This window comes from Pseudomonas sp. UBA6699, from assembly GCF_002454615.1.
GTDB lineage: Bacteria > Pseudomonadota > Gammaproteobacteria > Pseudomonadales > Pseudomonadaceae > Aquipseudomonas > Aquipseudomonas juntendi.
Window position 1 is genome coordinate 1 of record NZ_DKJF01000126.1, and the last position, 13,613, is coordinate 13,613.

The 13,613-nt window shown below is 65.1% G+C and carries 12 protein-coding genes; 10 read left to right on the forward strand and 2 right to left on the reverse strand.

The genetic code is table 11. The annotated features are described in order from the left end of the window. Positions 1-231: 231 nt before the first annotated feature. The 5 genes from B3361_RS22985 to B3361_RS23005 all read left to right on the forward strand — a co-directional run bounded on the left by B3361_RS22985 (position 232) and on the right by B3361_RS23005 (position 4,640). Complete coding sequence (locus tag B3361_RS22985) at positions 232-1,377, forward strand: HlyD family secretion protein (RefSeq protein WP_054906024.1); 1,146 nt, start codon at positions 232-234, stop codon at positions 1,375-1,377. Then, the gene (locus B3361_RS22990; RefSeq protein ID WP_054906013.1) at positions 1,367-2,881 is read left to right on the forward strand and encodes a DHA2 family efflux MFS transporter permease subunit; all 1,515 of its coding nucleotides are present in this window, start codon (positions 1,367-1,369) and stop codon (positions 2,879-2,881) included. Before B3361_RS22985 ends, B3361_RS22990 begins: the two co-directional genes overlap by 11 nt. Positions 2,882-3,003: 122 nt before the next feature. Next, positions 3,004-3,735, forward strand: coding sequence for a GntR family transcriptional regulator (locus tag B3361_RS22995; RefSeq protein WP_054906014.1), 732 nt, complete (start codon positions 3,004-3,006; stop codon positions 3,733-3,735). A gap of 58 nt (positions 3,736-3,793) precedes the next feature. Continuing rightward, a complete protein-coding gene (gene soxR / locus B3361_RS23000) occupies positions 3,794-4,249 on the forward strand; it encodes a redox-sensitive transcriptional activator SoxR (protein ID WP_029886682.1) in 456 nt (151 codons plus the stop codon). Positions 4,250-4,391: 142 nt separating this feature from the next. Next, entirely contained in the window at positions 4,392-4,640 is a 249-nt protein-coding gene (locus B3361_RS23005) for a CsbD family protein (RefSeq protein WP_054906015.1), read from the forward strand. Positions 4,641-4,889: 249 nt separating this feature from the next. Here the strand turns inward: B3361_RS23005 and B3361_RS23010 are convergent, their stop codons facing one another. Next, positions 4,890-5,186: a DUF3144 domain-containing protein gene (locus B3361_RS23010; RefSeq protein WP_009683473.1), complete on the reverse strand. Its 297-nt coding sequence runs from the start codon at positions 5,184-5,186 to the stop codon at positions 4,890-4,892. 397 nt (positions 5,187-5,583) lie between these two features. Between B3361_RS23010 and mtlD the strand changes: the two genes are divergently transcribed. The 4 genes from mtlD to B3361_RS23030 all read left to right on the forward strand — a co-directional run bounded on the left by mtlD (position 5,584) and on the right by B3361_RS23030 (position 11,085). Continuing rightward, positions 5,584-7,728 carry a bifunctional mannitol-1-phosphate dehydrogenase/phosphatase gene (mtlD, locus tag B3361_RS23015; RefSeq protein WP_054906018.1) on the forward strand — a complete coding sequence of 715 codons (2,145 nt, stop codon included), beginning with the start codon at positions 5,584-5,586 and terminating at the stop codon, positions 7,726-7,728. A gap of 253 nt (positions 7,729-7,981) precedes the next feature. After that, the gene (locus B3361_RS23020; RefSeq protein WP_009683476.1) at positions 7,982-8,764 is read left to right on the forward strand and encodes an aldolase; all 783 of its coding nucleotides are present in this window, start codon (positions 7,982-7,984) and stop codon (positions 8,762-8,764) included. A 45-nt stretch (positions 8,765-8,809) separates the two neighbouring features. Then, on the forward strand, positions 8,810-9,697 hold the full coding sequence (locus tag B3361_RS23025) for a dihydrodipicolinate synthase family protein (protein ID WP_029886678.1): 888 nt from the start codon (positions 8,810-8,812) through the stop codon (positions 9,695-9,697). Between the two features lie 179 nt (positions 9,698-9,876). Next, a complete protein-coding gene (locus B3361_RS23030) occupies positions 9,877-11,085 on the forward strand; it encodes an MFS transporter (protein ID WP_054906019.1) in 1,209 nt (402 codons plus the stop codon). Positions 11,086-11,123: 38 nt separating this feature from the next. Here B3361_RS23030 and B3361_RS23035 read toward each other — a convergent pair whose 3' ends face one another. Continuing rightward, positions 11,124-12,422, reverse strand: a complete 1,299-nt coding sequence (locus B3361_RS23035) for a T6SS phospholipase effector Tle1-like catalytic domain-containing protein (RefSeq protein WP_054906020.1) — start codon at positions 12,420-12,422, stop codon at positions 11,124-11,126. Between the two features lie 229 nt (positions 12,423-12,651). On the opposite strand from B3361_RS23035, the gene B3361_RS23040 reads away from it, so the two are divergent. Continuing rightward, positions 12,652-13,611, forward strand: coding sequence for an AAA family ATPase (locus tag B3361_RS23040; protein WP_009683481.1), 960 nt, complete (start codon positions 12,652-12,654; stop codon positions 13,609-13,611). Positions 13,612-13,613 lie beyond the last annotated feature (2 nt).

Below are 13,613 nucleotides of genomic sequence, written 5' to 3' on the forward strand. Positions count from 1 at the left end.
TCGGCCTCCCCGGAAGGGCTTCTTCAGCCTGACGAGAATAACTTCTCCCGCCAGGTCAGTCACAACATACTAGGATCGAGCGCAGCTCTCGATTGCGCCGCGCGGGCGGCGCTCGCTCTAACAGGCGCTGCCATACCTTGTGGCAAACACCTGTCAGCCCTAAGGCGATCCCTGTGGGCTTGCCGGCGATGGGCTGCGCAGCAGCCCCAACATCAGAAATGGAAACCGAACATGAATGCCGCCGTAGAACAGAACGCTCCCGCCGAAGCAGCACAGCAAGCCAGCACCAGACCCCGCCGCCGCCAGGCCTGGATCGCCGGCGGCAGCCTGGCGGCCGTCACGGTGCTGGCCTTCGCCAGCTACTGGCTCACCACCGGCCGCTACCTGCAGACCACCGACGATGCTTATGTCCGTGCCGATTGGGTGGCACTGAGCCCGCGCGTTGCCGGCTATGTTGCCAAGGTGGAGGTGGCGGACGACCAGCCAGTCCAGGCCGGCGATGTACTGGTACGGCTTCAAGACCAGGACTACCGCGCGCGTGTCGAGCAGGCCCAGGCCAGCGTGGCCGAAGCCCAGGCAGCACTGGCCGCCGCACAGGCAGGCCAACAGCTGGCGGCCGAGCGCATCAACCAGCGCCAGCACGCCATCCAGCAGGCTGAAGCGACCGTGCGCAGCGCCACCGCCGAACGCCAACGCACTGCCCTGGACGTGCAGCGCTACCGCGGCCTGGTACGCGATCAAGCGGCCACCGCGCAGCGGCTGGAAAGTGCCAACGCCCAGGCGGCCCAGGCACAAGCGGCGCTGCAAGGGGCCCAGGCCGCGCTGCGCGAACAACGCGCTCAACTGGCCATGGCCAGGGCCCGCTCTACCCAGGCCGACGCCGAGCTGCAACAGCGCGCAGCCGCCTTGGCCCACGCCCAGGCTCGCCGGCAACTGGCCAGCCAGGACCAGCACGACACCGTGATTCGCGCCCCGCTCGCTGGCATCGTGGGCCAACGCCGCGTGCGTGCTGGCCAGTACGTGGTGCCCGGCCAGCCGCTGCTGGCAGTGGTGCCGGTACAGCAGGCCTACGTGGTCGCCAACTACAAGGAAACCCAACTGGCCCGCATGCGCCCCGGGCAACCCGTGGAAATCCGCGTCGACAGCTTTGCCGGCCAGCCACTGCACGGCCGTGTGGCCAGTTTCTCCCCCGCCTCGGGCAATGTCTTCGCCCTGCTGCCGTCGGACAACGCCACTGGCAACTTCACCAAGATCGTCCAGCGCTTCCCGGTGCGCATCCTGCTCGACCCAGCGCCCGCAGGCCCGCAGCTGCTGCCGGGCATGTCGGTGGTGAGCATCGTCGACACCCGCCACGCCGAGGTTGCCGATGGCCACTGAGCAACCCGTCACGTTGCGCGCCTGGGTCGCCGTGCTCGGCGGCCTGTTCGGCTGCTTCATGGCCGGCATGAACGTGCATGTCACCAGCGCCGCGCTGCCGGAAATCCGTGGCTCGCTGGGGGCCAGCTTCGAGGAAGGCTCATGGATCTCTACCGCCTACCTGGTGGCGGAAATCGTCATGATCCCGCTGACCGCGTGGCTGGTCGAAGTGTTTTCGCTGCGCCGGGTGATGTGGACCGGCTCGCTGATCTTCCTGCTGGCCTCGGTGGCCTGCTCATGGGCCCCTAACCTGGAAACGATGATCACCCTGCGCGTAGTACAGGGCGCGGCCGGCGCGGTGCTGATCCCGCTGTCGTTCCAGTTGATCATCACCGAGCTGCCAGCCAGCAAGATGGCCATGGGCATGGCGCTGTTCAGCCTGGCCAACAGCGTGGCACAGGCGGCCGGGCCGTCGATTGGCGGCTGGCTGACCGACGCCTATTCATGGCGCTGGATCTTCTACCTGCAACTGTTCCCGGGTATCGCCCTGCTGTTCGCCATCGCCTGGTCGATCGACGCCAGGCCGATGCAACTCGCGCTGCTGCGCAAGGGCGACTGGCTGGGCATCGCGGCCATGGTGATCGGCCTGGGTGGCTTGCAGATCGTGCTGGAAGAAGGCGGCAGGCTGGACTGGTTCGGCTCATCGTTCATCGTTGGCATGAGCGCGATCGCCGGAATTGCCCTGGTGGTGTTCGTGGTTACCCAACTGCGCGGCCAGCGCGCTTTCATCAATTTGCGCTTGCTGGGGCGTTACAACTTCGGCGTCGCCAGTGTGGCCATGTTCATCTTCGGCGCGGCAACCTTCGGCCTGGTGTTCCTGGTGCCCAACTACCTGTCGCAACTGCAGGGCTTCAGCGCCCACGACGTGGGTGTAGCACTGATCGCCTATGGCGTGGTGCAGTTGCTGCTGGCGCCCATGATGCCGCGGCTGATGGGTTGGACCAGCGCCAAGTTCATGGTCGCCAGCGGTTTCCTGATCATGGCCGTGGGTTGCTGGCTGGGGGCAAGCCTGAGCGCCGACAGTGCCGACAACGTGATCATCCCATCCACTGTGGTACGTGGCATCGGCCAGCCGTTCATCATGGTAGCGTTGTCGGTGCTGGCGGTGGCCGGGCTGGACAAGCGTGAAGCCGGGTCGGCGTCGGCCGTGTTCTCGATGCTGCGCAACCTGGGGGGCGCGGTAGGGACGGCCGGGTTGACCCAACTGGTGGCCACCCGCGAGCGTTTCCACAGCGAACGCATCCACGAGCAGGTCAGCGTGTTCGAGCCGGGCATGCAGGAACGCATCAACCACACGGTGCAGAGCTGGTTGCCGCAGCAGCAACAGGCGCTGGAGGGGTTGGCGGCAACCATTCGCCGCGAAGCGTACCTGATGGCCTACAGCGACGCATTCTACCTGGCGTGCCTGGCCTTGCTCGGGTGCGCCCTGGCGGCGATGCTGTTGCGGGCCAGGCAGAACACCTGAAAAGCGTCAGCGGGCCTCGTGGATGCTGGGCTGCACCGCCAGGTGCAGTCTGCTCGCCGACCACCCGGCACAGGTCGCTGGTACACTCTGGGCCGACGACAGGTGCGAGACAGAACACAGGTATGAACCCGACGCGCTATGCCACTGTGGCCAAGGACTTGATGGCAGGCATTGCCAATGGCCGGTATCCGGTGGGCAGCCTGCTGCCAACCGAGCACGAGCTGTGCGACCTTTACGGTGTGAGCCGGCACACGGTACGTGCCGCGATCGACCAGTTGCTCGGCCAGGGGCTGGTATCGCGACGCAAGCGCGTCGGCACACGGGTCGAGGCCAGCAGCCCCCGCGGGGGCTACACGCAGTCGCTGGCCAGCGTCGCCGACCTGGCACAGCTGGCGCCAGATCAGCGCTGGCAGATCCGCGATGTGCAGCACTTCGTTGCCGACCTGGGCCAGGCGGCACGGCTGGGGCTGGTGCCGGGTGAGCACTACTTTTGCCTGTCGAGCATCGCCGTGGCGCAGGCTGCGCCGCCGCTATGCTGCACCCAGGTCTATGCACAGCGGGACTACGGCGAAGTCATCGAACTCGCCCGCGAGCAGCCCGAACAGCCGATTGCCAGGCTGATCGAGCAGCATTACGGCCGCGCCATCGCGGTGATCGACCAGCAAGTACGGGCGGTAGCGCTGAAGGCAGAGCTGGCCCACGCGCTGAAGGCGCAGGTGGGTTCGGCGGGGTTGCAGATCATTCGCCACTACCGCGAAGAGAACGGCGACCTGATGGCCGTGGCCGAGACGATCCACCCGCATGACCGTTTTACCCTGATTACCCAGTTGCGCCGGGATCGCTCAGCGGGGTAACCCGTTTCAAAACCTCAGGCGCCCTTACAGCGCTCAACCCAAGGCAAGGTCGACAGGCATGGCAGCAGACAACACGCGGATGCTTACAGTGGGCGAAGTCGCCAAGCGCAGCGGTGTGGCAGTGTCAGCGCTGCACTTTTATGAAGCCAAGGGGCTGATCGCCAGCGTTCGTACGGCGGGCAACCAGCGCCGCTACCCTTCGCTGGTACTGCGCACCCTGGCGATCATCAAGGTGGCACAGCGCACCGGTATCGCACTGGAGGAAATCCGCCAGGCATTGAGCCGCTATGCGCCCAACAGCAAGCTGACCGCGGCGCAGTGGGGCGAAATGTCGAGCGCCTGGCGCGAAGACCTGAATGCACGCATCCGTACCCTGGAGGCGCTGCGCGACAGCCTCGACAACTGCATTGGCTGCGGCTGCCTGTCACTGCAGGACTGCCCCCTGCGCAACCCCGGGGATGTGCTGGCCAAGGAAGGGAGCGGCGCGCGGATTCTGGAAAAGAAGGCGCGCTAGCCTCGTCCACTCACGCCACGTGCGATTCCTTGCAGGGGCGTGTGGCTTGAAGGTGATGAGTAGTTGGAACCATTACCGCCCTTCACCTCCCTAACCCTGTGCTATCAACCCAAAGCCGCTTACAGGAAGGAATATAGCCATCATGAAACGCGAACAGATCGAAGGTGTTGCCGAGAACCTTGCAGGCAAGGCGCAGAGCGCTGTAGGCCGGCTGGTCGAAGACCCGGCGCTGGAAGCCGAAGGCGATGCGCGTCAGGCGGCAGGCCAGGTGACCAAGACCTATGGTGATGCCGTGGACACGGTGACTTCGTTCGTCAGGGAAAAGCCTATCGCCGCACTGGCCATCACCGCCGCCGTCACACTGGTGATTTCTCGCCTGCTGCGCCGTTGACCCGGGGCGCAACAGGCGCTTAAGGGCCGGACATGTCGTCCGGCCCACGCCATCACCGCTGGCGATATCGTAGCCAAGACAAAGGTGCAATACCTGTGGGAGCGGGCATGCCCGCGAACACCGGCCCAGCCGGTGCCATGCAGCGCGCTGGTTTCTTCGCGGGCTCGCCCGCTCCCACAGGGGTCGCATCAGGGCTGGCAGGTGTTGGCCAAGAAGTGTTGAAGAGGCTGGGGCGAGCGACCTGCGGTGTTAGTCATTCTTGCCCAACATGTACTGGTCAAAATGCTTGATATGCTCGTCCAGGTTATCTTCGAGCATCATCCGGTACTGCTCGCAGAAGTATTTCAGGATCTCGTCCCGCGCAGCGCCCAGTTCGGCGCCGCTCTTGAAGCTGCGGGCGCTCATCCAGGCGCTGAAGCGCGCGGCACCGAAGGTCAGCGAGGCGCTTACCTTGCCCAGGTCCTCGACCCTGTCGATCTGCTGGTTGGCCAGTTCTATGTGCGCATCGGCACGGTCGTAGAAGGCCTGGTCGGTAGCTTGGGTCATGGCGGTTCACCTGGTTGTGCAAGACGAGCGAAAGGCCAAGCCTTGCATGTCGCGGCGCATACGTGCAAGGCTGAAAAAGGATTACCAAAGTCGAAAAAGGACTCACAGTACCTCATGCTCGGAATCACACGTATCCATCGCTATTTGCGCCCACTGCCTGCAAAACCGACTGCAGCCAGTGGGCGTGACCTCAAGGCCAAACGTGCCGCCCGCCTCGCTTCCAGGTTCGCCAACCTGCTGTGCACCCCCCGCTCCATCCCGCCCTACCTCTGCGTCACCCCCCAGCGCCCTCCTGTCGACCGCGTGCCTCCTACCTGACTGCCATTGCTGCAGCTCGCACGCCATGCTCGCCTGTTGCAGGCGGGATGTACGACCCACCGACAAGGGGCAACAACCCATGCTTTTCTTTCACGGCAAACGCATCTTCAGCGCTATCTTCGATATGGATGGCACCCTCTTCGACACCGAACGCCTGCGCTTCAAGATCCTCAAGCAAGCGTCGCTGGAAATCTTCGGTAAGCCGCTGGGCGAGCACACACTGCTCGGCTCTCTGGGCCTGAGCGCGAAAAAAGCCGAAGCCTTGGCCAAGGCGCATAACGGCGCAGACTTCCCCTATGCCGCCATCCGCCGGCGCGCCGATGAACTGGAGCTGGAGTACGTGCGCAATCACGGCGTGCCGATCAAGCCCGGCCTGCTGGAGGTGCTGGAGCGCCTGCGCAAGGCCGGCTTGACCATGGCCGTGGCCACCTCCAGCCGCCGCGCCATCGCCGAGGAATACCTGATCAACGCCAATGTGCTGAAGTACTTCGACATCACCGTGTGTGGCGATGAAGTCAGCCAGGGCAAACCCCACCCGGAGATTTTCCTGAAGGCCGCCCGCGCACTCAACTGCACGCCAGCGCAGTGCTTCATGGTCGAGGATTCGGAAAACGGCATGCTGTCGGCCATGCGTGCCGAGGGCCAGGCGATTCTGATCGAAGACATCAAGCCACCTGCCGCCGACATCAAGGCCGGCGCACTCAAGGCTTACCACAGCATGCCGGAGTTCCTTGCCGACCTGAATGCATGCGTGCCCGAGCTGGGCATGCCCGCGCTCAGCGAACCCTTCCCGGCGTCGTTGAATCAATTCCGTGTCGGTATTCATGGCTTTGGCGCCATCGGCGGCGGCTACCTGACCCAGGTGTTTTCCCATTGGGACGGCTACACCCGGCCCTGCGAAATCATCGCCGCTACCCGCTCACGCATGCTGCGCGAGAGCGTGAGTGCCTTCGGCAGCTACAGCGTGCGCTATGGCAGCACCTCGTTCGACCAGACCATCGACAATGTGCGCATGATCGACCTGGACGATGAACAGGCGGTGATCGCCATGTACAACGATGCCGAGATCATCGGCCTGAGCCTGCCTGAACAGGCCATTCGCAACCAGGCCAGGGTAATTGCCCAAGGCCTGCTGCAGCGCTTCGAGCGCCGCGGCCGCGAACTGACGTTGCTGATCGTGCTGAACAAGGTGGGTAGTGGCGCGTTCGTGCGCCGGCATGTGCAAGCCGAGCTGGCGACCTTGTGCCCGCCAGCGATCTGCGAGCAGGTAATGCTCAAGACCCATTTCGCGGAAACCGTAGTCAGCCGCATCGTTTCCAAGCTGAGCAACGATGCGCTGGTGCGGCAATTGCGGATCAAGTCGCAGATGTTTCGCAACAGCCTGGAAGAAGAGCCTGCCGCACCGCGCAGTGCCTCGGCGCCGCCGGCTGAATACGAGCGATTGCTCGGGCATTTCAGGCCCTTTGCGCAGCCCAGCAGCGCCATGAGCCAACTGCACCTGGTGCTGTTCAACAGCGAAGCCGACATGCCGTTGTATGTCGAGCGCGGCAGCGACCTGCTCGAACGCCTGCGCCAAGTGCACACGGTGCCGGACATTGCCCAGATCCAGGTCATCAAGAACCGCCTGTGGAACGGCCCGCACGCGATCATTGCCTGGTACGCCAGCCTGCTGGGCCATGCCTGGGTGGGCCAGGGCATGGGCGACGCCCGCGTCAATGCCCTGGCCGAGCGGCTGATACGCCAGGAAGTGGCGCCCGCCCTGGAAGCGGAGTACCCGCAAATGAGCGAGGTGATCAGCCGGTTCGCCGACGCCTTTCTGGCGCGCTGCAAAACCTCGTTCAAGGACCCGTGCGCCCGCGTCGGCCGCGACCCGCTGCGCAAACTGCAGCGCAATGAACGTATCCTCAGCAGCATCGAGCTGGCCGGCAGGCACGGCATCGACACCCCGGCCCTGGCCTTTGGCGCGGCATTGGCCATTCACCACGCCCTGCGCTGCGACGATGCGAAGAACCTGGACGCCCAGGCGATCAGGCAGGTGTACCTGGACCATGATCACAGCGTCGAGGCTGTGCTGACCTACCAGGGCATCTGCAACGGCAAGCGCTTCCCGGCCTTGAACCCGCTCAGCGACGCGCCGCTGATCAATGCCATTGCCGAGGCCTTCCGGCAATACCAGCACGCGCACCCGGCCCCGCTGCCCGCTTCGCGCTGCGTAGGCGCGTAACGCGCGCCTTTTTGCCGCGGCGCCAGCTGCGAACACCGGCCCGGCCGGTGTAAGCGCCTGCGCCGCGCGCTTTGCCAACGCCCCCTCGCGCACCTCCTTGCCGCCCGGCCCGCCACCTCTGGAGCCCCACTGCAGGCTGATTGTGTCATTCCCTGCTTGATAATGACACAAGGTGTCATTATGATCGCCGTGTGTCCTGGCGACCTCCCTGTGTCGCTCAGCAATTCACCGCCCTTTCCTGCAGGTACCGCCCATGACGACCACCATGCACGCCCCCAAGGACCAACTGGTCAAGCACGCCCAGCAGCAGATGCTGACGGCCCTGGCCGACAACACCTACAGTACCCGGCAAAAGCTGGCCCTCACCTGCCGCATCCTGTTCGACGGCGGCCACGACTCGGGGCTGGCCGGGCAGATCACCGCCCGCGCCCAGGAGCCTGGCACCTATTACACCCAGCAACTGGGCCTGGGCTTCGACGAAATCGCCGCCTCCAACCTGCTGGTGGTGGACGAAGACCTGACCGTGCTGCAAGGCCGTGGCATGGCCAACCCGGCCAACCGTTTCCACAGCTGGCTCTACCGCGCCCGGCCTGACGTCAACTGCATCATCCACACCCACCCGCTGCACAGCGCCGCCCTGTCGATGCTGGAGGTACCGCTGGCCATCTCGCACATGGACCTGTGCCCGCTGTTCGACGATTGCGCCTTCCTCAAGGACTGGCCTGGTGTGCCGGTAGGCAATGAAGAAGGCGAAATCATCGCGGCGGCCATCGGCGACAAGCGCGCGATCCTGCTTTCCCACCATGGCCTGCTGATCGCTGGCGGCTCGATCGAAGAAGCCTGCGTGCTTGCCCTGCTGTTCGAGCGGGCCGCCAGGATGCAGCTGCTGGCCATGGGGGCCGGTGACATCCGCCCCATCCCCGAAGCCCTGGGCAAGGAAGCCCACGACTGGATCTCCACCCCTAAGCGTCATGGCGCCGCGTTCAGCTATTACGCGCGGCGTGCCTTGCGGGCCCACGGCGACTGCCTGGCCTGACTCGAAGCTGTACTCTTCCCTCAACAACGGCAAAGGTGCCTGGTCATGTCTACACCTGTAATTCGCGGCGTCATCGGCTACACCATCACTCCCTTCTCAGCAGACGGCACACTCGACCTGGAGGCTTTGGGCACGTCCATCGACCAATTGATCAAGCACGGCGTGCACGCCATCGCGCCGCTGGGCAGCACCGGCGAAGGGGCCTACCTGAGCGACAGCGAATGGGAAAGCGTGGTGCGCTTCAGCCAGGCGCGCATCGCCGGGCGCTTACCCAGCGTGGTAAGCGTCTCCGACCTGACCACCGCACGCACCGTGGAGCGTGCGCGCCTGGCGCAGGCATGCGGCGCCACGGCGGTCATGGTGCTGCCCGTTTCGTACTGGAAACTCACCGAAGCCGAAGTGGTGGCCCACTACAAGGCCGTCGGCGCCGCCATCGACATCCCGATCATGCTTTACAACAACCCGGGCACCAGCGGCACCGACCTGTCGGTGGAACTGATCCTGCGCATCCTCGCCGAGGTGCCGAATGTGACCATGGTCAAGGAAAGCACCGGTGACATTCAGCGCATGCACCGCCTGTTCCAGGCCAGCAAGGGCCAGGTAGCGTTCTACAACGGTTGCAACCCACTGACCCTGGAGGCCCTTGTGGCAGGCGCGAGCGGCTGGTGCACCGCCGCGCCCAACCTGATCCCGGCATTGAACCTGGCATTGTGGGACGCCGTGCAGCAAGGCCAACTGGCCGAAGCCCGCACGCTGTTCTACCGCCAGTACGAACTGCTGGAATACATCACCCGCCGCGGCCTGCCCACCACCATCAAGGCCGGCCTGAAGCTGCTGGGCCAGGATGTCGGCGCGCCCCGCCTGCCGTTGCAGGCGCTGGATGCGCAAGGCAGCGACTATCTGAAAAACCTGCTGACCGAACTGGCTGCCTGACCCTCGACAGCGCAGCCCTGTAAGCGCGGGTTACCCGCGCAACAGGCAACGCGCTGGGTGGCGGGATCGCTGCCAGCGTTTGCATGGCCGCCTTCGGGCGCTGCGCAGCGACGCCCGCCACACGGGCATTCCATCCCCTTGCCGTGCGCCAGGCGCGCACGCTGTCTACAGGTCCCGACATGCGCTACGTTGCTGCCCCCAAGCTGCTGACCCAGGTTGCCGCCGTGCATTTCGTCAGCCATGTGCACATCATGCTGATCCCGGCACTGCTGCCAGTGCTGCCCTCCCTGCTGGGGGTCGGTTTCGTCGAACTCGGCGTGGCCTTGGCGGTGTTCAATATCGTCTCTGCCCTGGTGCAGGCCCCGCTGGGTCATGCCGTCGACCACTTTGGCGCGCGCAAGGTGCTCAAGGCCGGGCTGCTGTTGGGCAGCCTCAGTTTCCTGCTGCTGGCCGCCAGCCCCGGCCATGCGGTGTTGCTGGTGAGCATGGCGCTGGCCGGCCTGGCCAATGGGGTATACCACCCGGCCGACTATGCGCTGCTGGCCAAGGGTATCGAGCCAGACCGGCTGGGGCGGTCATTCTCCATTCATACCTTCGCCGGCTTTCTCGGCTCGGCGGTAACCCCGGCAATATTCCTCGGTATCGCTGCCGTGTTGGGCACACGGGCAGCCCTGGCGACGGGCGCAGTGTTCGGCGCTGCTGCGCTGCTGTTGATATCGCTGCCAGGCAGCGGGGTGTACCGGGTAACGGAGATGGGCAACCCGGGCAATGCCGGCGCGCCGCCGGCAAACGGCCGAGTGCGCTTGTTCACCCCCATGATCGGCGTGCTGACAGTGCTGTTCATATTGCTCAACCTGAGCACCAGTGCCATCGAGAAATTCTCCGTTGCCGCACTGGTGCAAGGCCAAGGCCTGACCTTGGCCTGGGCCAATACCGCGCTTACCGCCTTCTTGCTCTGTAGCGCCGCAGGGGTGCTGTGTGGCGGTGCCCTGGCCGACCGTACCCGCCGGCATGGCCTGGTGGCGGCGCTGGCTTTCGCCCTGGCTGCAGTGCTGACCGCCGTGGTGGCCCTGGGTGTGCTGCGCGAATGGGCATTGGTGGTGGTGCTGGGCAGCATCGGCCTGCTGACCGGAATGATCGCCCCGTCGCGGGATATGCTGGTAAAAGCGGCCGCGCCCAAGGGTGCCGAAGGCAAGACCTTCGGGCTGGTCTCGACCGGGTTCAACATCGGTGGCGCCGTCGGGCCAGTGGCGTTCGGCTGGATGCTCGACCGGGGGCTGCCAAATGGCATTTTCGTTGCTTCGGTAGCGTTCATGGTGCTGACGGTGGCGCTGACCGTGGCGCAGGAGGGGTATATGGCCCGAAAACGCAGGAACGCGCAGCTATGAATGAATGGGGTGGCGAACCCCTGCCACCCCAGGCGCATTCACCCCACCGGATTCCCATGCACCACCCGCCCTGCCACCCCTGGCCGGTTGACAAACAACACATCCAGCACGCTGTTACGCAACCCTTTCAGCGCATTCCAGTTCGCCGAAGCGTGCACATACTTGTCGCGCAATAACCGCTGCTCTTGCTCGCTCAGCGCCAATTGCCCGGTTTCGCCCAAAGCGAAGCCATGCAGTTTTGCGCTGATCACCTGCAATTCAGCCGGCAAACGGTGCTCCGCCTGGCCGCCCAACGGCGCAAACGGCACGCCAGCCCGTACCGCCAGCTCGCGCATCACGCTCAGGTAGACACGCGACAGGTGCCCGGCCACCTCCCGCTCGCGGGCTACTGCTGCGTAGACTTGCTTCTCTGCTTCACGCGGGTGGCCGCCAGCGATCGGCTCCTCCCAGGTGATCACCCGTGGCCGGGGTTCCCCCATGTCGGCAAAATCCGTCGCCAACAGGCCCTGCATCACGGCATGCACGCGGCACTGCCCGGCAGGCGTCGCCACCGGCACGCGCTGGGATTGCGGTTTGCACAACAGCACCTGTTCCCATGTGGTTTCCGGGTAGCCGCCACCGATATTCGAGTGCACACCCGGCAGCACTATGTCGTGGCCACTGCTCACCAGCGGGAAATTATGCCGCCGCTCATCCCGCGCGACCAGTTGTACCACCTGCCGGGCAATACCCGCCCCCAGGCCCAGGCGCAAGCCACCGTGGCGCTCGTCGGTGGGGTCGAAGTCGCCCTGCAACGGCGCGATGATCGCGGCCACCGTGTCGAACAAGCCCATGAAGTTGATCGCGATGTCACACGCCACCGGCAACAATTGCCCGGCACCGTCGTGCAACAGGTTGGCCAGGTGGCGTACCGCCGCCGCCCCACGGCTGAAGCCGAACAAGTCGAACTCCAGGCGTGCCGGCACACACTGCGGGTGCGCCTGGCACCAACCCTGCAGTTGCCCGGCAATCACCTGCAACGCCTCGGCTACCCGGGCTTCCACGCCCGTGCGGCCACGCCCGGTGGCAGAGGCATACACCGGGTCGGTTTCACCGGCCAAGGTGCCGATGCCTTCCATGTAGCATTTGAAAAAGACCTGGCGCGCCTCGCCATCGGCCGCTTGCGCCGGGTACAACGCATGCAGCAGGGCTACGTTGCTCAGCGCATTGGCATAACTGCCGCCGTGCCCCGCCAATGCCGTGGCGTTGTGCTGATTGTTACCGGTGCCATCGAAGAACACCCCGAAACGCAGGGTTATCCGCCGAGGGGTCGGCGTACCGCCGTTGCTCGCTACCATCTTCGTGCCTTGTGCTTGACCCAAAAGCACAAGCAGGCGCCAGTACGCCGTCAGGCAACATCAGGCAATCGCCAAGCCTTCGTGAGAGTTTTCCATACCCCAGGCCCGCTGCAGCGATAAATTTACCCCGTGCCATTAGTCGCCGCCCCCCCGGATGGATTAAAGTATCAGCCCTTGCCAGGGCAGCTGCCGTCAGCCGCCTCCGGCCCCCTACCAGGAACCGTCGCCGATGGAACACCGTGAAGCGCTGATCGCGCTGCGCACCTTTCTTTCAACCCAGATCCTAGGCCAGGAGAAACTGGTCGAGCGGCTGTTGATCGTGCTGCTGGCAGACGGCCACATGCTGGTCGAGGGGGCGCCCGGGCTGGCCAAGACCAAGGCCATCAAGGAGTTGGCCGAGGGCATCGAAGCGCAGTTCCATCGCATCCAGTTCACCCCCGACCTGCTCCCGGCCGACATCACCGGCACGGAAATCTACCGCCCGGAAACCGGCAGTTTCGTGTTCCAGCAGGGGCCGATCTTCCATAACCTGGTGCTGGCCGACGAAATCAACCGTGCACCGGCCAAGGTCCAGTCGGCACTGCTCGAGGCCATGGCCGAACGCCAGGTCAGTGTGGGCCGCAGCACCTACGACTTGTCGCCCCTGTTCCTGGTCATGGCCACGCAGAACCCGATCGAGCAGGAAGGCACCTACCCGCTGCCCGAAGCCCAGCTCGACCGCTTCCTGATGCACGTGAAAATCGGCTTCCCGGACGCCGCGGTCGAGCGGCGCATCCTGGCACAGGCCCGCGGTGAAGCGCTGGGCGGCGAAGTGAAACCCGAACGGCGGGTCAGCCAGCAGGCGATCTTTGCCGCGCGCAAGGAAATCCTCAACCTGTACATGGCCGATGCCGTCGAGGAGTACCTGGTGCAGCTGGTCATGGCCACCCGCACCCCGGCCAAATTCGATACCGAGCTGGCCGACTGGATCGCCTATGGCGCCAGCCCGCGCGGTTCCATTTCGCTGGACCGCTGCGCACGTGCCCACGCCTGGCTGGCCGGGCGCGACTTCGTCAGCCCCGAAGACATCCAGGCGGTGCTGTTCGACGTGCTGCGCCACCGCATCATCCTCTCCTTCGAAGCCGAGGCCGCGGGGATCGACCAGGACCGCGTGGTCCAGCGCATCCTCGACGTCGTCGCCGTTGCCTGACC

Coding starts and splice junctions, on each gene's coding strand:
- B3361_RS23020 (WP_009683476.1), top strand. CDS start 7,982: ATGACGACCACCATGCACGCCCCCAAGGACCAACTGGTCAAGCACGCC.
- B3361_RS23025 (WP_029886678.1), top strand. CDS start 8,810: ATGTCTACACCTGTAATTCGCGGCGTCATCGGCTACACCATCACTCCC.
- mtlD (WP_054906018.1), top strand. CDS start 5,584: ATGCTTTTCTTTCACGGCAAACGCATCTTCAGCGCTATCTTCGATATG.
- B3361_RS22990 (WP_054906013.1), top strand. CDS start 1,367: ATGGCCACTGAGCAACCCGTCACGTTGCGCGCCTGGGTCGCCGTGCTC.
- soxR (WP_029886682.1), top strand. CDS start 3,794: ATGGCAGCAGACAACACGCGGATGCTTACAGTGGGCGAAGTCGCCAAG.
- B3361_RS23005 (WP_054906015.1), top strand. CDS start 4,392: ATGAAACGCGAACAGATCGAAGGTGTTGCCGAGAACCTTGCAGGCAAG.
- B3361_RS23040 (WP_009683481.1), top strand. CDS start 12,652: ATGGAACACCGTGAAGCGCTGATCGCGCTGCGCACCTTTCTTTCAACC.
- B3361_RS23010 (WP_009683473.1), bottom strand. CDS start 5,186: ATGACCCAAGCTACCGACCAGGCCTTCTACGACCGTGCCGATGCGCAC.
- B3361_RS22985 (WP_054906024.1), top strand. CDS start 232: ATGAATGCCGCCGTAGAACAGAACGCTCCCGCCGAAGCAGCACAGCAA.
- B3361_RS23035 (WP_054906020.1), bottom strand. CDS start 12,422: ATGGTAGCGAGCAACGGCGGTACGCCGACCCCTCGGCGGATAACCCTG.
- B3361_RS22995 (WP_054906014.1), top strand. CDS start 3,004: ATGAACCCGACGCGCTATGCCACTGTGGCCAAGGACTTGATGGCAGGC.
- B3361_RS23030 (WP_054906019.1), top strand. CDS start 9,877: ATGCGCTACGTTGCTGCCCCCAAGCTGCTGACCCAGGTTGCCGCCGTG.